Source organism: Novosphingobium sp. NFX11 (genome assembly GCF_057376415.1).
Map to the genome: position 1 here is coordinate 1,341,863 of NZ_CP080385.1, position 20,740 is coordinate 1,362,602.

Annotated in this window: 17 protein-coding genes and 2 pseudogenes; 9 read left to right on the forward strand and 10 right to left on the reverse strand. The window is 66.6% G+C overall.

Going from position 1 to position 20,740, the window contains the following annotated elements:
* Positions 1–60 precede the first annotated feature (60 nt).
* From KZO24_RS24015 to KZO24_RS24030, 4 genes are read left to right on the forward strand one after another with little or no spacing between them, the layout of a single operon-like run.
* The gene (locus KZO24_RS24015) at positions 61–585 is read left to right on the forward strand and encodes a hypothetical protein (RefSeq protein WP_486487339.1); all 525 of its coding nucleotides are present in this window, start codon (positions 61–63) and stop codon (positions 583–585) included.
* Positions 582–1,910: an MFS transporter gene (locus tag KZO24_RS24020; RefSeq protein ID WP_486487340.1), complete on the forward strand. Its 1,329-nt coding sequence runs from the start codon at positions 582–584 to the stop codon at positions 1,908–1,910. The genes KZO24_RS24015 and KZO24_RS24020 overlap by 4 nt, the downstream gene beginning before the upstream one ends.
* Before the next feature lies 1 nt (position 1,911).
* A complete protein-coding gene (locus KZO24_RS24025) occupies positions 1,912–3,504 on the forward strand; it encodes an FAD-binding oxidoreductase (protein WP_271184094.1) in 1,593 nt (530 codons plus the stop codon).
* A gap of 7 nt (positions 3,505–3,511) precedes the next feature.
* Entirely contained in the window at positions 3,512–4,333 is an 822-nt protein-coding gene (locus tag KZO24_RS24030) for a cupin domain-containing protein (RefSeq protein ID WP_271184095.1), read from the forward strand.
* Between the two features lie 125 nt (positions 4,334–4,458).
* On the opposite strand, the gene KZO24_RS24035 is transcribed toward KZO24_RS24030, so the two are convergent.
* From KZO24_RS24035 to KZO24_RS24065, 7 genes are all read right to left on the reverse strand, one after another.
* A complete protein-coding gene (locus tag KZO24_RS24035; protein ID WP_271184096.1) occupies positions 4,459–5,187 on the reverse strand; it encodes a DUF3108 domain-containing protein in 729 nt (242 codons plus the stop codon).
* A 24-nt stretch (positions 5,188–5,211) separates the two neighbouring features.
* The gene (locus KZO24_RS24040) at positions 5,212–5,478 is read right to left on the reverse strand and encodes a hypothetical protein (RefSeq protein ID WP_486487341.1); all 267 of its coding nucleotides are present in this window, start codon (positions 5,476–5,478) and stop codon (positions 5,212–5,214) included.
* Positions 5,479–5,888: 410 nt separating this feature from the next.
* Positions 5,889–6,728 carry an alpha/beta fold hydrolase gene (locus KZO24_RS24045; RefSeq protein ID WP_271184097.1) on the reverse strand — a complete coding sequence of 280 codons (840 nt, stop codon included), beginning with the start codon at positions 6,726–6,728 and terminating at the stop codon, positions 5,889–5,891.
* A gap of 24 nt (positions 6,729–6,752) precedes the next feature.
* Positions 6,753–7,649 carry a VOC family protein gene (locus KZO24_RS24050; RefSeq protein WP_271184098.1) on the reverse strand — a complete coding sequence of 299 codons (897 nt, stop codon included), beginning with the start codon at positions 7,647–7,649 and terminating at the stop codon, positions 6,753–6,755.
* A gap of 91 nt (positions 7,650–7,740) precedes the next feature.
* Entirely contained in the window at positions 7,741–8,355 is a 615-nt protein-coding gene (leuD, locus tag KZO24_RS24055) for a 3-isopropylmalate dehydratase small subunit (RefSeq protein ID WP_271184099.1), read from the reverse strand.
* Positions 8,352–9,752 carry a 3-isopropylmalate dehydratase large subunit gene (locus KZO24_RS24060; RefSeq protein WP_271184100.1) on the reverse strand — a complete coding sequence of 467 codons (1,401 nt, stop codon included), beginning with the start codon at positions 9,750–9,752 and terminating at the stop codon, positions 8,352–8,354. The genes leuD and KZO24_RS24060 overlap by 4 nt, the downstream gene beginning before the upstream one ends.
* Positions 9,749–10,993 carry a CaiB/BaiF CoA transferase family protein gene (locus KZO24_RS24065; protein ID WP_271184101.1) on the reverse strand — a complete coding sequence of 415 codons (1,245 nt, stop codon included), beginning with the start codon at positions 10,991–10,993 and terminating at the stop codon, positions 9,749–9,751. Before KZO24_RS24065 ends, KZO24_RS24060 begins: the two co-directional genes overlap by 4 nt.
* 187 nt (positions 10,994–11,180) lie before the next feature.
* On the opposite strand from KZO24_RS24065, the pseudogene KZO24_RS24070 reads away from it, so the two are divergent.
* The 3 genes and pseudogenes from KZO24_RS24070 to KZO24_RS24080 all read left to right on the forward strand — a co-directional run bounded on the left by KZO24_RS24070 (position 11,181) and on the right by KZO24_RS24080 (position 13,653).
* Positions 11,181–11,841: pseudogene (locus tag KZO24_RS24070) on the forward strand (isochorismatase family protein).
* Positions 11,841–12,736, forward strand: a pseudogene (locus KZO24_RS24075) (polysaccharide deacetylase family protein). Before KZO24_RS24070 ends, KZO24_RS24075 begins: the two co-directional pseudogenes overlap by 1 nt.
* A complete protein-coding gene (locus KZO24_RS24080; RefSeq protein WP_271184104.1) occupies positions 12,733–13,653 on the forward strand; it encodes a polysaccharide deacetylase family protein in 921 nt (306 codons plus the stop codon). The pseudogene KZO24_RS24075 and the gene KZO24_RS24080 overlap by 4 nt, the downstream one beginning before the upstream one ends.
* A gap of 394 nt (positions 13,654–14,047) precedes the next feature.
* Here KZO24_RS24080 and KZO24_RS24085 read toward each other — a convergent pair whose 3' ends face one another.
* The 3 genes from KZO24_RS24085 to KZO24_RS24095 all read right to left on the reverse strand — a co-directional run bounded on the left by KZO24_RS24085 (position 14,048) and on the right by KZO24_RS24095 (position 18,742).
* The gene (locus KZO24_RS24085; RefSeq protein ID WP_430098739.1) at positions 14,048–16,351 is read right to left on the reverse strand and encodes a TonB-dependent receptor; all 2,304 of its coding nucleotides are present in this window, start codon (positions 16,349–16,351) and stop codon (positions 14,048–14,050) included.
* 247 nt (positions 16,352–16,598) lie between these two features.
* Entirely contained in the window at positions 16,599–17,663 is a 1,065-nt protein-coding gene (locus KZO24_RS24090; RefSeq protein ID WP_486487342.1) for an LLM class flavin-dependent oxidoreductase, read from the reverse strand.
* Positions 17,663–18,742, reverse strand: a complete 1,080-nt coding sequence (locus KZO24_RS24095) for an LLM class flavin-dependent oxidoreductase (protein WP_486487343.1) — start codon at positions 18,740–18,742, stop codon at positions 17,663–17,665. Before KZO24_RS24095 ends, KZO24_RS24090 begins: the two co-directional genes overlap by 1 nt.
* Positions 18,743–19,032: 290 nt before the next feature.
* Between KZO24_RS24095 and KZO24_RS24100 the strand changes: the two genes are divergently transcribed.
* Entirely contained in the window at positions 19,033–19,956 is a 924-nt protein-coding gene (locus KZO24_RS24100) for an alpha/beta fold hydrolase (protein WP_271184107.1), read from the forward strand.
* A gap of 11 nt (positions 19,957–19,967) precedes the next feature.
* Entirely contained in the window at positions 19,968–20,711 is a 744-nt protein-coding gene (locus KZO24_RS24105) for a maleate cis-trans isomerase family protein (protein WP_271184108.1), read from the forward strand.
* Positions 20,712–20,740: the final 29 nt, after the last annotated feature.

Below are 20,740 nucleotides of genomic sequence, written 5' to 3' on the forward strand. Positions count from 1 at the left end.
GCCGCCGGCTACCTCGCGGCGCTGACGACGCTTGCCGCCCAACTCGGCCGCAAGGTGGACGTGCTGGCGATCGGCCCCGCCTCCTACCTCGCGCTCGCCTTTGCCGAGGCACGGCCGGACATGGTCGGGCAGCTAGTCCTCGACGGTGCGCCCGAAAGGCCCGCCGATCCCGCAGCCCTGTGCCCGCCGCTGGCCTTCGACATAGCCGGAGGACACCTCCACCGCGCCTGGCACATGCTGCGCGACGGGCAAGTGCAGTGGCCCTGGCATTCGGGCACGATCGCAGCGCAGCGCAAGACCGAGCCCACCCTCGACGGCGAGGCGCTGCATCGCGCGTTGCTGGGCGTCATCAAGCAGCCCGCGCACTACGGCGACGCCATGAACGCCGCGCTGTCGATTGCCGACACCCAGCCCGTCACCCGATGCCCGATGCTGGTGTTCACGCGCGAGCACGACCCGTTCTACGCCGCCGCACCGCGCCTCGGCCATGCGACGACCGACCGCCCCGATACCATCACCGAAGCCGCCGTAGTGGTCGCCCAGTTCCTCACCCCGGCGATCGCCGAAACGGAGAGCGCGGCGTGACGCCAGGAGCGCCGCAGGACGTCTGGCCGGCGCGGAGATACGCCTGGTACGTGATCGCACTGCTGACGCTGGCCTATGCGCTGGCGATCCTCGACCGCGTCTCCATCGCCCTTCTGATCGAGCCGCTGGAGCGCAGCCTCCACCTCAGCGACACGCAGTTCGGTCTGCTGCAGGGCATGGCCTTCAGCATGGTCTACAGCCTGCTCGGTCTGCCGCTGGGCATGCTCTGCGACCGTTCACGCCGCGTGCCGGTGCTGGTCAGGGGCCTCGCGGTGTGGAGCCTCGCGACGATCTGCTGCTCCTTCGCCTCCAACTTCGAGCAACTGTTCCTTGCCCGCATGATGGTCGGCTTAGGGGAGGCGGCGCTGGTGCCGGTCGCGACCTCGCTCATCGCCGACTACTTCGCGCCGACCGAGCGCCCGCGCGCTTACGGCGTGTTCGTAGTCGGCAGCTCGATCGGCACGGCAGCGGCGATGGCGCTGAGCGGGTTGTTCATCCGCTGGGCCGACGCGCTCATCGCGGGGCTGCCTTCGCTGTTCGGGTCGCACATGCCCTGGCAGATCGTCTTCATCCTTTGTGGACTGCCCGGTCTCGTCCTCGCCCTCATCATCCTGGCGAGCGTGCGCGAACCTTCGCGCAAGGGCCTCGATACGCAAGTCACCAGCATCAGCCTGCGGCCGATCCTGAGCCTGTTTGCGCAGCGCCCGGTAGCCTACGGCTGCTTCCTGATCGGCACGGTCATGAACCTTGTCTGCGTCTATGCCATCGTCGGGTGGTTCCCCGCGCTGTTCATCCGCGCGCACGGCTGGGACGCGGCGCATACCGGCTATGCACTGGGCGCCGTGGGCTTTCCGGTAAGCGCCTTTGCAGCCGTGAACAGCGGCTGGGTGATCGCGTGGCTGCTGAAGCGCGGCCACCGCGACGCGCCGGTACTGGCGGCGATGGGCTGTGCGGCCTCAATGGTGCTGTTCGGCACCGCCGCCTGCCTCGTGCCGTCAGGCTGGATGGCGCTGGTGTTCTACGCGCTCAATGCGCTGTTCCTGAACTGGAACATCTCGGGCGTCTATTCGGGCATCTCCGCGATGACGCCCAACCGGCTGCGCGGGCAGGTCATGGCGATCCACACGATCTGCTCGGGCCTGATCGCGCTGACGGCGGGCAACTTCATCGTCGGGTTCCTGTCCGACACCGTCTTCACCGGCCCGGGCGGCATAGCCTGGGCGCTGGGCATCGTCTTCTTCGGCTGCGGCACGGCCGCCGCGCTCACGCTGGCCGTGGGACGCGGCGCGTTCCGCGAGGCCGTGATCGCGAATGAGAGGGAATAGTATGGCTTTCGCAAACACGATCGACGACGCGCTGGAACGCGACCTTTCCGCGATCCTCGGACCCGAGGGACTGCTGAGCGACGAGGCATCGAGCGAGCTACACTCCTCCGACCTGCTCGGACGCGCCGGGCGGTGCCGTCTGGTGATCCGGCCGGACAATCAGGATCAGCTCGTCGAAGCCGTGCGCCGCATCGCGCCGACCGGAATGCCGCTGATGCCGCGCGGCGGCGGCCTCACTTATGTCGGTGGCTACGTCGGGAGCGGGGCCGAATGGGTCGCGGTGGACCTGCGGCGCATGAACCGCATCCTCTCCATCGACGAGGAAGACATGGTCGTCACCGTCGAGCCGGGCGTGACATGGCTGCAGCTATACGAGGCGCTGCAGGAGAAGGGCCTGCGCCTGCCGTTCTTCGGTACGTTCTCGGGCCGGGGCGCGACGGTGGGCGGTGGGCTCTCCAACGGCGCGCTTTTCCTCGGCACCGCGCGCTACGGCACTTCGGCGGACATCGTGCTCGGGCTGGAGGTCGTCACGGCGGATGGCGCGGTCGTCCACACCGGGCAGAAGGCAGTGGCGAATGCGCCCAAGCCCTTCCTGCGCAGTTTCGGCCCGGACACCACCGGGCTGTTCATCCACGACGCGGGCGCGCTGGGCATCAAGTGCAAGGCCAGCCTGCGCATGATCCGCAAGCCCGCGCATACCGACTTCCTCTCGTTCGGCTTCCCCGACCGTGACGCCGCCATCGCCGCGATCTGCGAGATCGGGCGCGCTGAACTGGCCGAGGACGCCTATGTCATGGACCCGGACAAGACGCGGCAAGCACTCGCCGCCCCGTCCGACCTGATCCGCGACGTAAAGACGCTGGGCAAGGTCGTGGCGCAGGAACAGGGCTTGCTGCGCGGCCTCAAGGCCGGTGCCAAGCTGGCACTGGCCGGGCGCGACTTCATCGAGGAGGGCTGCTTCTCGCTGCACCTCGTCCTTGCCGGTCGCAGCCGCGCGGGCGTGGACGAGGACATCGCCGCCGCTCGCCAGATCGCGGCGAAGCTGGGCGGCAGGGAACTGCCCAACTCCATCCCCAAGGCCGGGCGGGCGGAGATGTTCTCGCCCCTCGACGCGGTGCTGGGGGCGACGGGAGACCGCTGGGTCGCGCTCAACGGCAAGGTGCCGCACAGCCAGGCCAAGGCTCTGGTGGACGATCTGGAGCAGTTGCTGGCAGATAATGCCGATGCGCTGCGCGAGAGCGGCGTGGTCGTCTCACGCCTGATCACGATCATGGGCAACCATGCCTTCAGCTACGAGCCGGTATTCAACTGGCACGACGAATGGCTGCCGATGCACGAGGCGACCCTGAGCGCCAAGGCCCTGCGCGATCTGCCCCGCCCTCCCGCCAACGAAGCGGCGCGGGCGCTGGTCATGCGGCTGCGGCAGGAGATCGTCGCGGTGTTCGCGCGCCATGGTGCGGCCTCAAACCAGATCGGGCGGACATATCCTTATGCCTCGATCCTGCGGCCGGAAGCGCGCGCTTTGCTGGAAGGGGTGAAACGCACGCTCGACCCGGACATGCGCATGAACCCCGGCGCGCTGGAACTGGGTTGAAGCAACGATGGCCCGGCCTCACATCGAGTTCATCCAGACCCAGAACGTCGACTGGCGCAAGCGTCCGGACGGCGTTCTGGAGAAACTACTCAGCCACGATCCGCTGAGCACCGACGCCACGCTGATCGTGCGGCTGCCGTCCGGTTTTGTGTCGGGGCCACGCACGGCCGGGGAGCCCGGCTTCGAATACTTCGTGCTGGACGGCACCGTGACGGTGGACGAACTGCCCTGCGCCCGACATGCCTACGGCTTCATCCCGCAAGGCAGCGGCCTCGGTGCTGTTTCGTCGCAGGACGGCGCGACGCTGCTGGTCTTCCGGCACGCGCTCGACGATCCGAATGCTATCGCGGAATGTGCCGAGGCGATCGCCATCGATACGGCGCGGATGCCTTGGGATACCTCTACCTACGATCCGAAACTCGGGCACCTGCGGCTTGCCCGCAAGGTGCTGCGGCTCGGCCCGAACGACAGTGGGCGCACCTTCCTGCTCACCGGTCTGCCGCACGGCGTGCCGGAGGAATCCCATCTCCCCACCGAGACGCACCACCACTGCGAGGAAGCCTTCATGCTGCAGGGCGAGATGTGGGCGCCCGAAGGCCGCATGCGGCAGGGGGCCTACTTCTTCCGCCCGCCAGGGATCGTCCACGGACCGCACGTCTCGGAAACCGGGTTTCTGCAGATCATGCGCTCGCCGGGCTCGAACCGGGTGGTGAACCAGTGGTCGGACGATCTCAAGCCGCTGCCGATCGGGGCGGCCTATGCGCCCGTGGTGCCGGAGGGAATACCCGCCGAATGGCTGCGCCCGCTGGATGACGCTCCGGTGTATTAAGGCCGATGGGGCTTCGACAAGCTCAGCCTGAGCGGAGTTGAGAGGTTTGATCCCCGCTCAGGCTGAGCTTGTCGAAGCCCCGGCGGCGTGGCGCGGCGACATCAGCCGCCGCGCCCCACACCCAATCAGCTGCGCTCGAACTCGACCAGTTCGTACCAGGTCTGCATGTAGCCGCCGACGCCACCCTGCACGAAGACCGCATCGTCGTCCGCCGTCACCCACACGTCGTAGTCGGGGTGGCCGCCGTTGGTCGTGGCCATGCCGCCGTCCGGATCGGTGAACTTGTAGTGGAAGCAGTCGAAAGTGCCCGCCTTCACCGTCAACGTCTCCTCGCCCACGTAAGCGAGGTGGATATTGACCTCCGAGACCATCGGCGGCGTCGCGCCGCGGTGGTCGGGCGAGGGCAGGAACGTGCGGAACGAACGGGTGTGCGGCCCGCGCGAACGATCCATCTTCTTGGTGATATAGGCATCGCCCGCGATCGGGTGGGTGCCGAAGCCATCGAACTCGCCTTCGATCTTCACCTTCTGCGACAGGCGGCCGATCGAGGGCCCGTAGCTCTCGCACTCGACATAGCCGTCGCGGATCATGAACAGGCCCGAGCCCATGAACTCGTCGCCGATGGTCAGGCGCACGAAGCAGTCCATCGGCATGTCGTTCTCGTCGAGCGAATACGTGATGTCGCGAAGCACGGTGGGTGCCGGCTCGTCGATCTCGCAGATCGCGCGCATGGAGCGCTTGCCATCGCTATGGACGGTGAACACGAAGTCCTCGCGCCCGCGCTCCTGCCCTTCGCGCCCGGGTTTGCGCGAGGTGTAGAGGATCTTGCCGGTGATTCTCCGGTGCTGCTGCATGAGTCTATCTCCTTGAAGGGGGCCTTAAACAGGGGTGGCGATGCCGAGGAAGCTGGCGGTCAGGACCAGCACCCAGATGGTGATGACGCTGATCCGCGCACGGCCGTTGACTTGCGCGATCACGCGGTCGCTTTCGGGCGTCGGGCCGTGGTCACGCATCTGCACGATGGCTCCAAACAGCGGCACCAGCTGGCGACGCACCAGCAGCCCGAGCGCGACGCAGGTGCCGAGAACGAGGCACTTGAGCGCGATGAACAGCGGCAGTTCGATCTCCTTGGAGAGCGCCAGCATCGCCGTGGCCCAGAGCGCGAAGACGACGACGTAACGGATCGCAAGATCGATCTTCTTGTAGGTCGCACCGGCCGGGCCGTGCTTGAGATGGACGATCCACGCCAGCGCCAGCCGAGGCGAGGCCCACGACCCAGGCCGCGATCACCCATGCGTCGGCGATCTCCACCCAGCCGCGCTGCCAGACCAGCGTAAAGCCGGTGGGGAAGGCCATGATCAGCGCGGTGCGCGGCGCCATGTCGATGTTGTTGAGGATTTTGAGCGCCATCATCCGCTCGGCCACGGAGCGCTTGGGATCGACCATGAAAGTCGAACCGTAGAAGGCGCCAAGGTCACCCCCGAGCCAGTAGACCGGAATGAGGACATGCAGCAGGACAAGAAGCGATGCGCCGATCACGGTGTTGTTCTCTCTCTTATTGGGCGGATGCGAAGAAGGCCTGCATCGCGCTGAGGCGACCGGAGGCGAAGGCGGGATCGTCGAAGCGCGCCAGTTCGACATAGCTGCCGGTGGGCACCACGGCGGACAAGTCGCGCGTCTGGTCGATCAGCGGGTCGTTCTCACCCGCCAGCAACAGCGCCGGGCGCGTCAGCAGGGGCAGGCGGTCGAAGCCGTTCCAGCGGAACGCGGCGCGGTAGTTGAAATGGTAGGTATCGTGCGCCTTCATCACCTCGGTCGCCCAGGCGTGAAGGTCCGCGGGCGCACCCATGCCGTTGTCGCGGCGACCGGCACGGGTGCGGTTGTACCACGGGAAGAACATGTACTGGTCGCGGCAGAACTGGAACAGGTTGACCAGATAGGCGCCGTTGATGTCCGGCTCGAACGGGAAGGCGTAGTTGGCGAGGATGTCTTCCAGTTCCTCGGCCGTGAAGGTGCTGACCCCGTCGAGCACCACGCCGCGTACGCGGTCGGGCGCGAGGATCGCCAGTTCGGCCGCGATGCAGGCGCCGGTATGCGAACCGTAAAGGTCCACCCGCTCCAGCCCCATCGCGTCGAGGAAGCCGAGCATAGCCTCGGCCAGCCGGACCACGGTGGTTTCCTCGCGGGCCAGGGCGGGGCTGTCGCCATTGCCGGGCGTATCGGGTGCGATGACGTGGCGCGTGACGCCGAGGTCCTCGATCAGCCGCACCAGCTGGCGCGAGCTGCCCGGCGAGGCGTGAAGCATGACCAGCGGCAGGTCTTCGCTTGCGCCCGCATGGCGGTAGTGGATCTGGCCGTGCGCAACATCGGCGAACCCGCGCTTCACGATCGTCATGGCATTCCCCTCAGGATTTGGGCGTCAGAGGACGCGGCCGCCTTCGATCACCTCCAGCAACGCGCCATCGGGCATGCGCAGCAGGCCGACTTTCGCGCCGTTGTAGAGCGCCCCTTCGCGGACCTCGGGACGCACGGCCCAGTGGCCTTCGAGACGGGCGAAGTCGGGCACGTTTATGGTGCAGATCGACACACCCGGCGGCAGCGCGCCTTCCACTTGCGGGCGCGCCGTCGCGGCCTGCGGATACTGGTCGAGTTCGAGGAACGTCTCGCCCTCGTACTTCGCGGTGACCAGCGCCACCTTCTCGCCTTCCGGCAGGTCGAAGGCGAGCGAGATCATCGAATAGTGGATCGAGACCGGGTCGATCATGTCGAAGCCCAGCACGTCGCGTACCCAGTCGATCGAGGCCTGCAAGTCCGAGCAGGCAAGCACGAGGATGAATGGCCGATCGACCAGCGAGCGCGGCGTCGGCAACCCGTGTTCCGCACCATTGACGCGGATTTCGGTGAGGTAGACCGTCTCGAGGTCCGGTCCGCGCACCTGCATCGGCTTGACGGTGGGGAAGCCGTCGAGCGGCTTGGGCGGGCCGATCACCTCGAAGTCGGGCGAGGCCAGCATGCGCTCGTTGACGGCCTCGACGTCGGTGACGCAGATCTCGATCGCGGCCCAGCCGTAAGTGCGGATCGGCGCATAGTCCGGCACCGCGTCGCCTTCGACGAAGCGCAGGAACACGTCCGAACCCGAAGCCGGGCGCATCAGCACGTAGGCTTTGCCCGCGCTGGCAGGCGCCTGCCACAGCGCGGCGAGGTCTTTGCTGACGACGCCCTGCTCGACCACCGAGTAGTCGAGCCAGCGTGCATAGCGCTCCGCCACTTCGGCGACGTTGCTGACGGTATGGGTGGCGCAGCGCAGGAGTGTCATGAGCCCTCGATCCTGATAGGCCCCGGAGGGCTCTTTTGCCGATATTGATATAGCATTATATCAATTAGCAAGCGGAAATCGTGGCTGGCCGTCAGTCGGCCAGATATATCCACGGGCGCACGGCGGCGTCGCGGGCGAAGAAGCCCTCGATCTCGGCGCGGTGGCGCAGGGTGAGTTCGATGGCGTCCGCGCCCTCGATCAGCATCGTGCGCGCCTCGTCCTCCATGGAGAACGGGAACACCGCAAGGCCCATGCGAACTTCGCATGACGGCATGTCGATCGTGACCGGGGTGCCGTCCGCGAAACCCGCAGCGATCGCCTCCACCGCCTCGCGCGGGAGGACGATGGGGGCGATGCCGTTGCGGATGCAGTTGCCCTGGAAGATCGGGCTGAACGACGGCGCGATGACGACGCGGAAGCCGTACTCGGCCAGCGCCCATACCGCATGTTCGCGGCTTGAACCGCAGCCGAAGTTGGAGCCGCCGAGCAGGATCTGCGCGCCCTTGCTCTCCGGCTGGTTGAGCACGAAAGCCGGATCGATCTCGCGCCCGCCGATGGCGGTGTAACGCCAGCCCGCAAAGAGGCCGTCGGCAAGGCCGTCCTTCGACACCGAGCGCATCTCGCGCGAGGGGATGATCGCGTCGGTGTCGATGTTGTCGCGCAGCAGCGGCACCGCCCTGGATTCAAGCGTGACGAGCGGGGTCATGCCGCGATCTCCGAAACCAGAGCGATGCGCCCGGCGATGGCCGAAGCCGCTACCGTCTCGGGCGAGGCCAGATGGGTGCGCGTGTTCGGCCCCTGTCGGCTCTCGAAATTGCGGTTCGTGGAACTGATCACGCGCGCTTCCGGGGCAAAGCTCTCGCCGCCCGCGAAGAAGCACATCGAGCAACCCGCCTCGCGCCATTCGAACCCGGCATCGAGGAAGACTTCGTGCAGTCCCTCGGCCTCGGCGGCAGCCTTGACCTGGGTGGAGCCCGGCACGCAGATCGCCTTGACGCCCTCGGCGACCTTACGTCCCTTGAGGATCGCGGCGGCGCGGCGCAAGTCGGAGATGCGGCTGTTGGTACACGATCCGATGAACGCCGCATCGATCGGCAGGCCCTCGACCGGCTCGCCCGGCGTCACCGCCATGTACTCGACCGCGCGCTGCTGGTCTGCCTTGCTCAAGGCATCGGCCGGAACCGGCGCGCCCAGCGGGGCTGCGTGCTGCGGGCTGTTCCCCCATGTCACCATCGGGCGGACTTCGGCGGCATCGAAGCGATGCTCGGTCGCGAAGACCGCACCGTCGTCGCTGTAAAGCGCGCGCCATGCGGCGATCGCCTGCTCGCGAACCTCGCCCTTGGGCGCATAAGGCCGGCCTTCGAGCCAGTCGAACGTCTTGTCGTCCGGCGCGATCACTGCGCCCGCACAAGCCATCTCGGTCGCCATGTTGCACAGCGTCATGCGCGCTTCCATGTCCAGCGCACGCACCGCGCTCCCTGCGAACTCGATGATATGCCCCTTCGCCCCGTTCGAGCCGAGCGCGGCAATCAGGTGCAGCGCGAGATCCTTGGCCGTGACGCCCTCCCCCAGCACACCGTCGATGGTCACGCGCATGTCCGGCGGGCGGTTCATGCGCAGCGTCATCGTCGCCAGCACATGCTCCGCCTCCGACGAACCGATGCCCCACGCAAGGCCACCGAAGGCCCCTTGCGTGCAGGTATGGCTGTCCGGGCAGACAAGGATCGCGCCGGGCAGGATGATCCCCTGCTCGGGCGAGACGACGTGGACGATGCCCTGCCGCGGGTCGTCGATGTCAAACAGGGTGATGCCATGGCGCTTCGCGCTCTCGCGCGTCGAGACGATGAAGGCGGTGCCGGTCGGCATCAGCGTCTTGTCGGTGCGGCCGGGGAACGTATCGACGATGTGGTCCATCGTCGCGAACACGCGCGAGGGGTGCATGACCGTGCGGCCCGCTTCCTCCAGCGATTTCAGCGCGACGCCGCCGGTCCGCTCGTGCAGCAGCAGGCGGTCGATGGCGATCACTTCCGCGCCGCTTTCCAGCGTCATGACGCGGTGCGCGCTCCAGATCTTCTCGGCGAGCGTGAGCGGCCCTTCAGTCATTTCGCCGCGCTATCCGCCGGTTCGCGAAGCCCCTCGATCGCACCCGAGGCGAGCAGCGCTTCGATCTCGTCCGCGCCGAAGCCCCAGCCGCCGAGCACGTCCTCACTGTCTTCACCGGGCGAGCGCAGGTCATGGCGCACGCCGGGGAGCACACCGTCAATCTCGACCGGCAGCGCGGGCAGGCGCACCGAGCGGCCATCGGTCAGCGTCAGGTCCACCAACGCGCCGTTGGCGTTGAGGTGCGCGTCTTCCAGCAGATCCTGCGGGCGGGCGATCGGCGCGAAGGCGACGCCGCTTTCCTCCAGCTTCGCCAGCAGGGCTTCGCGCGTGAAGCCCTTCGCCAGTTCGCGCATGCGTGGCAGCAGGGCTTCGCGGGCGAGCACGCGGGCATTGTTCTCCGCCAGCGCCGGGTCTGCGGCGAGATCGTCGAGCCCGAACGTCTTGGTGAACGCCTGCCACTGGCCGTCGCTGACGACGCCGATGAAGACCTGCTCCTCGGGCCGCGCCGTCTCGAACACGTCGTAGATCGCCCAGGCCGAGATACGCTCCGGCATCGGGCGCGCCGCGTTGCCGGTGACGGCAAGCTGCGCGATGTGCTGGCCGACGAGGAACGCGGTGGTCTCGTAAAGTGAGGAACGCACGACCGCGCCCTTGCCGGTACGGTGGCGCTGCTCCAGCGCGGCGAGGATGCCGATCACGCCGAACATGCCGCCGGTCACGTCGATCACCGAGGCGCCCGCGCGCAAGGGACGGCCGCTGGGGCCGGTCATGTAGGCGAGGCCGCCCATCATCTGCGCCACTTCGTCAAGCGCGGCGCGGTTCTCGTAAGGGCCGGTCAGGAAGCCCTTGGCGGAGTAGTAGATGAGGCCGGGATTGCTTTGCGCGAAGTCGTCCGGGCCGAGGCCCAGCTTGGCGAGCGCGCCGGGGCGGAAGTTCTCGATCAGCACGTCGGCCTGGTCGACCAGCCGCTTGGCTGCGGCAACGCCTTCGGGCGACTTGAGGTCGATGGCGATGCTCTGCTTGTTCCGGTTGTACATCGGGAAGTAGCCCGCGCCCGAGCCGAGCAACTTGCGGGTACGGTCGCCGCCGATGGGCTCGACCTTGACCACAACGGCACCCAGGTCGGCCATAACGACACCTGTGGAGGGTCCCATCACCATGTGGGAGAACTCAACCACCTTGATACCCGAGAGAGGAAGGCCGCCTTCCTGAATCATGTCGCGTTCCGTCTTGACTGTCATTTTGGTATATCTACAGTACAAATCAGCAATCGCAAGGTCCGCTGGGGGCGAGAGCGCGGCAGTGTTCGCGTCGCGAACAATCGGCCCGGCCCTCCTATGGCAGCGACCCGATCGGGCGCACCTCTCCCCGTGGGGCCATGTAGCCAGGTAATGGAGCACGAGAATGAGTGAGATCGTCGGCACGCGCATGATCCGCGAGGACAAGACCGCGCGCGAACTCTTCGAGCAGGTGATGGCCAACCCCGCCCGCACCAAGTTCGGCTTCGGCGAGAAGCTGGCGATCGTCAACGTCGACTTCCAGAACGCCTATACCCGGATCGACGAGTTCAAGACCGCCTACGAAACCGACCCGCGCCAGATCGAGTACACCAACACGATCTCCGCCCTCGCCCGCGCGAAGGGAATGCCGGTGATCTGGACCCACGTGGCCTATGCCGAGGATGCCAGCGACGCCGGCGTCTGGGGCACCCGCACCAACACGCCGGACTCGCTCCAGAACATCAAGTACGAGAGCCGCCGCCACGCCTTCGACGACCGCTGCGCCATCGACCCGGCAGACATGATCTATACGAAGCGCATGCCTTCGGCCTTTTTCGAGACGCCGCTGCAGAGCCTGCTGATCTGGCACAAGGTCGATACCGTGGTGATCACCGGCGGCTCCACCTCGGGCTGCATCCGCGCGACGGCGGTGGATCTCGCTCAGCCGCGGCTACCGCACCATCGTCCCGATCGAGACTTGCGCGGACAAGCACGAGAGCTATCACTTCGCCAACCTGACCGACCTGCAGCTCAAGTATGCCGACGTCGAGCCGGTGCAGACCGTCATCGACTGGCTGGAGGCCCGCTGATGCGCGAGGGCAGATCCGAACGTACGGGCGATCCGGGCCTCTACGACTACGTCCCCTATCGCGGGCGCAAGCCCTTCGCCTGGCCGGGCGGCAAGAAGGTGGCGGTCTGGATCTCCCCAACCTCGAATTCTACGAGCTTGATCCGCCGGCCAACCCGCACCGCAAGTCGTGGGCCAAGCCGCATCCGGACGTCGTCGGCTATTCCCACCGCGACCACGCCAACCGCGTCAGCCACTGGCGCATGGCCGACGTGATGACCAAGCACGGCTTCCCGGGCTCGGTCTCTCTCTCGGTGGCGCTGTGCCAGCACCACCCGCGCGTGGTCGAGGACGCCAGCCAGCGCGGCTGGGAGTTCTTCAGCCACGGTATCTACAACACTCGCTATTCCTACGGCATGGACGAGGCGCAGGAGCGCGCGATCATCGAGGACTCGATCCGCACCGTGCGCGACGCTACGGGGCAGACGATCAAGGGCTGGCTCGCCCCCGCCCTCACCCACACGCCGCGCACGCTGGACCTGATCGCCGAGTACGGCCTGACTTATACCTGCGATCTCTACCACGACGACCAGCCGATGCCGGTGAATACCGCCAGCGGCCGCCTGATCTCGATGCCCTACAGCCTCGAAGTCAACGACCACTACGGCTTCTTCGTCTACAACATGAGCCCGCGCGAATACGCCGACACGCTCATCCGCCAGTACGAGCGCCTTGCCGCCGAGCCTTCGGGCACGGTCATGTGCATTCCGCTGCACTCGTACCTGATCGGCCAACCGCACCGCATCGGCCCCTTCGAGGAAGTGCTGCGCCACATCGCCGCAGACGACCGCGCGTGGATCACCCGCTCGGGCGACATTGCAGATCACTGGATTTCCAATGTGGGAGACGCCGCATGAGCCTCGACCCCGCCTACCTCGAATATCCGCGCCGCCGCGAAGGCTACGACCACGATCTCTACACCTGGTCGCCGATGCGCGAGCGTCCGCCCGTGGCATGGCCCGAGGGCAAGACGCTGGCGGTGTGGCCGGTCGTCAGCCTCGAGTGGTTCCCGATCACGCCGAATGACAAGCCGTTCCGCGCGCCCGGGCACATGCAGACGGCCTACCCGGATTATCGCCACTACACCTCGCGCGAGTACGGTTCGCGCGTAGGCGTCTACCGCCTGCTCGATGCCTTCGCCAAGGCCGGCGTGAAGGCGTCCTTCGCCACCAACGCCGCGATTGCCGAGCGCTACCCCTCACTGGTGGCGGACGTGGTTGCGGCCGGGCACGAGATCATCGCGCACTCGACCGACATGAACGGCACCATCGCCTCGGGCCTGCCTGAGGACGAGGAGCGCGCGCTGATCGCCAAGTCGCTCGATGCGCTGGAGAAGGCGACCGGCACCCGCCCGCGCGGCTGGCACTCGATTGCGCGTTCGCAGAGCTTCGCAACTCCGCGCCTGCTCGCCGAGGCGGGCGTCGCCTACTGCTGCGACTGGGTGAACGACGAACTGCCCTACGTCATGACCACCGAGGCGGGTGAACTGGTCAACATTCCGCTCAACCACGAGTTGTCGGATCGTCAGATCATCACGGTGCAGCAGCACTCGGCCGACAGCTACGTGGAGCAGATGCTCGATGCTGCCGACTGGCTGACGGCGGAAGCGGCGCGCGAAGGTGGCGGGCGCATGTTGCCACTGCAGCTGACGCCTTACATCATGGCCCTGCCCTACCGTATCGGTTCGCTGGAAACGCTGCTGGAAACGCTGGCGGCGCGTGCCGACGTGTGGTTCGCGACGGGTGGTGAGATCCTGGATAGCTGGAAGGCGTAAGCAAAATCCTCCCCGAGCTTGTCTCGGGAGGGGGACCGCCGCCGCAGGCGGTGGTGGAGGGGATAAGCAGGCCCCCTCCGTCAGCCCTAACGGGCTGCCACCTCCCCATCGCTTCGCGACAGGGAGGATTTTTTGCGGCTACCTCGCGCCCCAACACCTCGTCACCCTGAACTTGTTTCAGGGTCCATTGCGCCGCAAACGGTGCGTCGGGACCAGTAAACCGCCGGTGCCATTTGCTGTTCTGCACTCCGGCACCAACTGCCCGATGGACCCTGAAACAAGTTCAGGGTGACGGCGTGGCACTGCTGCGGACTTTGTGCTCCCACCCTGGGATTCGGCACGAAAAAGGCCGGGCGATTGCTCGCTCGGCCTTTCCCTCCCCTCCAGGATCAGATCAGAAGCGCAGCGTTGCTTCCATGCCGAATTCCGGCGGACGCGGCGCCGAGGCGTAGAGGCACTGCTGGTTCGTGCCATACGTCGCGGTGTCGCGCTCGATGAACATGCAGCTCGCGGTCGCACCCGCGAGGCCCGAACCGGTCGCGCGCTGGTTGTTGAGGATGTTGCGCCCGAACAGCGCCAGATCAACCATGTCGCTGGTCAGGTTGAGCCGCGCGTCGACCGTCCAGGCCGAACGCACCTTCACGGTGTTCGACAACGTGGCGAAGTAGCTCCCGCGATAGCTGCCGTCGACGCGCAGCGAGGGCAGGAAGCCGCCGACTTCGGGAAGCTGGTACTCGCCGCCGACGAAGCCGTTCCAGTAAGGCACGTTGGCCTGGGTCAGCCCGTCGAGCACCACCGAACCGTTCGTCGTCACCGGGAAGCCCGCCGTCGAGCCGGAGCTGATCAGGATCGGGTCCGGATTGGTGAACTCCTGCTTGGCATAGCCGACCGAGCCGCGCAGCGTCAGCTGCGGGGTCACGCGCCAGTTGCTCTCTGCCTCGAAGCCGACGATGCGCGAGGAACCGACGTTGCCCACCGCCGAAACGGTTACGGTCTGGCCGGATACGGTGCGCTCCAGCGTGCTGACCAGCTGCTGGTCCTTCACCTCGTCATAGAAAGCCGCAAGGTTCAGCGTCAGCGCGCCGCCGAAGAAGCTGTTCTTGCTGCCGATCTCGTAGTTGTAGAGCTTTTCCGGGTCGGCATAGACCGGCTGGGTGACACCGCCCACCGTCACGTAACCGGCGCGCGCACTCTTCACGCCCTTGGAGAACAGCGCATAAAGCATGTTCTGCGGCGTCGCCTTGTAGCTGACGGTCACGCGGGGCGAGAAGTCCTTCGACACCTGCGAATAGTCGCTCGTGGTCGGATAGAAGGCGCAAGTCGGGCAGCTCGGCGCGAAGATCCGCTCACGCGCATAGCGGCCTTCGAGGCTGAGCGTCAGCTGCTGGGTAAAGTCCCAGTCGAGACCGCCGAAGATCGCGCGGTTCTCCAGCCGGTCGTCGCGGGTGCGGCCCGCCGGGTTGGCCGTGGTGGCGAAGGACGTGAAGCCGGTGTCGTCGCGCTCCCAGAAGTAGTAGGCGCCCACGCGCCAGCGCAGCGGCTTGTCGCCGGGCGAAAGCAGCATCAGCTGGTGGCTGGTATTGGTGAACTTCTCGTAGGACGGGAAGGTGCCGAGCGAGGCGGCGCGCAGGGTCACTTCGTTGTTGGCAAGCGCCTCGCCGAAGACCTTGTCCTGGCCCACGCCGCTGGCGCGCGGGGCGTTCGGCGCGTCGGCGGTGCGCGATTCATTCACGTAGCCGCCGCGATAGCTCAGTTCGTAGTCGCCGAACATCTTGGTGACGACGGCGCTGGCGAAGTAGCGGTCGCGCGCATAGCCGTCCGCGCCGCTGGTGCCGATGTTGTCGATGTCGGGATCGGGCAGGTACTTGGGGAAGATCGACCCGCTGCCGCGTGCGAAGGGTGCGGTGGCGATGCCCGACTGCACCCATTCGCGCGGCTGCTCGACGACTTGTGCGGCCACCGAGTCCCGATCATGCTGGTACATCCCGCGCAGCTTGATCGAGAACGTGTCGTCGGGCTTGAAGTAGAGCGTGCCGGACACCGCCTGCGTGCGCTCGCGTCCGATCGGCGCCCCGCCGTCGCGCGACTTGGCGATGGCGCCGTTCTGGAACACCGAACCCGCGACCGAGGCCCAGAGTGCGTCCTTCACCAACGGCGCGGTGACCGTGCCGCCGAAGTAGTAGCTGGCCTCCGGCGCGGAATTCATCAGGCTGCCGCGCGCCTTGACGAAGCCGGTGACCTCGTCGCCCGAAGGATCGACGGTGACGTAGTTGATCGCGCCGCTGTACGTGGCGCGGCCGAAGTTGGCGCTCTGCGGCCCCTTGATGACTTCGACGCGCTGCAGGTTCTCAAGGTCGAGCGAGGCGAGCTGGCCCGACAGCGCGACGCCGTCGATGAACACCGAGATGCCCTGATAGCGTTCGTCCGAAGTATTGGGCGCAAGACCGCGCAGCGAATAGGCGGAAGGATCGTTGCGACCCGAGCCCGCGAAAAGACTGAGGTTCGGCGTCACCTTCTGAAGATCGCGCACGTCGCGGATCTGCGCGCTGGCAAGATCGTCGCTGGTGAGGGCGGTAATGGCGAGCGGAACTTCCTGCAGCGTTTCCTTGCGGCTCTTGGCCGTCACGATGATCGCATTGGAAGAGACGTCTTCATCGGCGGCGACTTGCGCCAGTGCCGACGTACTGCAGAACATCATGGCGATTACTGCAATACCAACAGAAGATGAAAGAGTCCTCATCATTACCAACTTCCCCTTGATGTGTTTGATTTTATCGATATGCGCCTGAGAGAACTCCAAGCTAAGTCATGTCGATTTCTCGACAACAATTTGTGATTTAATGTCCGCTAGGCGAGTATTATTCAAATCTTATCAGGTATAAATAAAACTTTATCTTGACGAATAGTGATGGGCATGGGCCGGCAGCGCAGCGCCAGCCCACACCTCAACCCGCTGCGCCGATGCGCTTGCGCAGGACCGGGACCAGCCCCTCGCCGAACAGGCGCACGTCCTCGATCGTGTAGAAGCCGTTCAGCAGGAACCGGTTGACGCCGATGGCGTGATACTGCTCCAGCGCCGCCGCGACCTGGTCCGGCGTGCCGACCAGCGCGGTTGCATGGAGCCGTCCCTCGGTGGCGCGGGTCATGCCGGTCCACAGGCGTTCGTCCAGCCGATCACCCATCGCCGCCTGCCGCTTCAACGCCAGGGTGCCGGGATCGTTGTCGCCCTTGTCGCGGCCGATCTGCCTGCCGCTCGCCAGATGATCCATGACCGTGCCGAGCAAGCGCTCCGCCTTCTCCCATGCCGCGTCCTCGGTATCGGCGACGATGACCCGCATCGACATCGACACGTCTGGATTGCGTCCGTGCAGCGCCGCTTCCTGCTTGAAGCGCGCGATCGTCGCCCGGGTATCGGCAAGCGTCGCCGGGCCGATCGCATAGACGTCGCAGACTTGCGCGCCCATCTGCACCGCCGCATCGGAGTTCCCTGCCCAGAACACCGGGATCTGCTCCTGCACCGGCTTCACCAGCGCGAAGGCGCCGTTGAAGCGATACCACTCGCCCGCGTGATCGAAGGGAACCTCGCTCGACCACATGCGGCGCAGGATCTCCACGTATTCGCGGCTGCGGTGGTAGCGTTGCTCCTTGGTCAGGTAGTCGCCGTCCGCCTGAGTCTCGACGTCGCTGGCGCCGGTGATGATGTGGACGCCCGCACGCCCGCCACTCGCCCGGTCGAGCGTCGCGAACATGCGCGCGGCCATGGTCGGCGCGATGAAGCCGGGGCGATGTGCGACCATGAATTTCAGCGTCTTCGTCACCGCCGCGATGTGCGCGGCGGTCGAGAGCGGATCGGGCCACGTCGCCGTCTGCCCGACAAGGACGCGGTCGAAGCCCGCCTCCTCGTGCGCGACGGCATAATCGCGCAGAAACTGCGGGTCGTAGACCCCGCGCACCGGATGGGCCTCGGACAGATCCGCGAAGAAGTGGAGGCCGACGACTTCGAAGGCCATCACCGCACCTCCATCGCGGCTTCCCGCTCGGCCACCTTGCGGCGCAGGGCGGGAATGATGTCGCGACCGATGATCTCCGCGTCCCCGATCGGGTCGTAGCCGCGCAGGATGAACTTGTGCACGCCCGCGTCCCAGTAATCCATGATCGCGTCGACGAGCTGGTCGGGATCGCCGACAAGGGTGCCGCTGTTGCTGTGCGCGCCGCGGATTTCGTTGATGCCGTTCCAGAAGCACTTCTCCAGCCGTTCGCCCTTGCCGGCGAGTTCGGCCGTGCGCGCAGATCCGGCGGCGCTGGCGGCGACCTTGTTCTTCTCCGCCTTGCTCTCGAGCGCGGCGATGCGGCTCTTGAGGTCCGCCGCCTGCGCCCACGCCTTGTCTTCACTTTCCCCCACGACGAGGCGCAGCGAAACGAGGAAGTCGGGCTTGCGGCCCAGCGGCTGCGCAGCGGCGGTGACTTTCTGCACCACCTCGGTCATGCCCGCCACGGTATCGCTGAGCGTGGCGAAGACGTCGGCGCAGGCCGCGCCGGTGGCGATCGCCATCGGCGACATGCCGCCGAAGAACACCGGAATCGTGCCGTTCAGCGGCTTGATCTCGGCATAGCCGCCGTTGAAACGATACCACTTGCCGTCGTGGTCCACCGGGGTCTCGCTCGCCCAGATGCGGCGCAGGATGTCGATATATTCGAGGCTGCGGTCGTAGCGTTCCTCCTTGGTGTGGAAGTCCCCGTCGCACTGCATCTCGATGTCGCTGGCACCGGTGATGACGTGGACGCCCAGCCGCCCGCCGAGGAGCCGGTCGAGCGTCGCCAGCATCCGCGCGGCCATGGTCGGCGCGATGAAGCCAGGGCGATGGGCCAGCATGACGCCCAGACGTTCGGTGACGGCGCCGACATAGGCGGCGGTGGTGAAGTTGTCCGGCATCGTCGCGGCATTGGCGATCAGCACGCGGTCGTAGCCCGCCGCCTCCTGCACTTTGGCCAGCTTCACGATGGCGTCGATGTCGTAGTGCGACACCGGCACCGGCGACAGTTCGGAGGCCATGTTGTGATTGATGAGACCGTTGATTTCTATCGGCATGCGCGTTCCCCTGGAATCTGCGCAAAGCCTATGTGCGCCTCCATGCATGGCCTCAGCAGCCGGACGCATATCTCCGCATGACGGTTAGAATCCCCGCAATCGGCGCGTTTGCGGCGAAGAACGCATAGGATGATGCGGCGGACTCATGCCCCCTGCAGAAGCAATCTTGCAGCGATCAACTCCACAGAGCGGACATGCCTTCCTCGGACGGTTGTGTCCGGCACGCCAAGCGCATTGCATGCCCGCATGATCGAGGTCATTCCGATCTCTGACCTACCGGAACGATGCGCATGTCGACCTCCCTTTCCCGCCGTACCCTTCTTGCAAGCGCCCTGCTCGGCGCCACCGCCGCCTGTGCGGGCGGTGCATCGCGCAGCGTCGTCGCGGCACCGATGCCGGAACGCCGCACTTTCGACCTTGCCGGTCCGGGCGGACGCACCATCTCGGTCAGCGAGTGGGCGGGCACTAGCGGCAAGCGCGGGACGATCCTGTTCTCGCACGGCGCCCTGTCCGCGCCGTGGTTCTACGATCGCATCCTCCAGCCGCTGCTGGCCTCGGGCTACCGCGTGCTCGCGCCGCTCCACGTCGATTCCGCGCAGCACCCGCACACGGCCGAGTACAAGGGCCTTGCCAGCTGGCGCTGCCGCATCGAGGACATGCGCACCCTCATCGCGCATATCGGCGACACGCCGTTCATCGCCATGGGGCACAGCTACGGCGGCCTGATCGCCACCGTTCTCGGCGGCGCGGCGGGCGTCATACCCGAAGGGATGGAAGGCCCGCTCATGCCGAGGCTCGCGACGAGCGTGGTGGCGTTCTCGCCTCCGCCGACGATCCCGGTGATGATGACGGCGGAAGGGTACGGCGCCCTCGCCGTGCCCGCGCTGATCCAGACCGGCACCATCGACCTGCTACCCGGCATGACGCCGAGCGATGCGGAAGGATGGCGCGCGCACCTCGCCGCGTTCGACGCCGCCAAGCCGGGCGGGCACCGCTACGGCCTCGTGCTGGAGGGCGTGAATCACTATTTCGGCGGCGCCATCTGCAATTTCAGCCAGCCCGGACCGATGCAGCTTGACGGCCTCAGCCACGCGAATGCAGTGGCGGGGCTGTTCCTCGACGCCTTCGCCAGCGGCAAGGCGAATGCCAAGGCCCTCGCGCGGCTCGACGCCGGGGTCACCGACGCCCTCCCCATCCGCCTGATGCGGCGCTGAGGCCAGCGCTCGTGACTGACGTTCTGGGCTGGCGCAAGCTGCTGGGGGTGATCGCACCCTCGACCAACACCGTCGTGCAACCCGACATGGAGCGCATGCGCCCGCCCGGCGTCACCAACCATCTCTCACGCATACACGTCGAGGACCCGGTGGCGCTCTCGAACGAGGACTTCATCGCCGGAACCACCGCCATTGCCGAGAACACGCTGGACGCCGTGCGCTCGGTGATGACCTGCCGCCCGGACTATCTGGTGCTCGGCATGTCGGCGGTGACCTTCTACGGAGGCGTGGACGGCTCTCGCCGCTTCAAGGCCCGGATCGAGGCGGAAGCCGGGGTGGGCGCAACCACCGGGGCGGAGGCCGTCGCCGCCGCCCTGACCGCCGTGGGCGCGAAGGCGGTGAGCTTCGTCTCGCCCTACTACCCGGTGGCGAACGCCGAGGTCCGCCGTTTCCTTGAAGAATCCGGCTTTGCCGTCAGGCGAGACCGGGCGCTGCAATGCCGCCGCTGGACCGACATTGCCAAAGTCACGCCCGAAACGCTGCGCGAAGTCATCGCGCAGCTCGACGGAGACGACGTCGATGCCATCGTGCAGGTGGGCACCAACCTCTCCATGGTCGATCTCGCCGCCGAGTACGAAGTGACGCTCGGCAAGCCGGTGATCGCCATCAACACCGCGACCTACTGGCACGCCCTGCGCGCCTGCGGGATTTCGGACAAGCTGCGGGGCCTGGGCCGTCTGTTGAGCGAATTCTAGAACGAGAACACGTTGTCATCCCCGCGCAG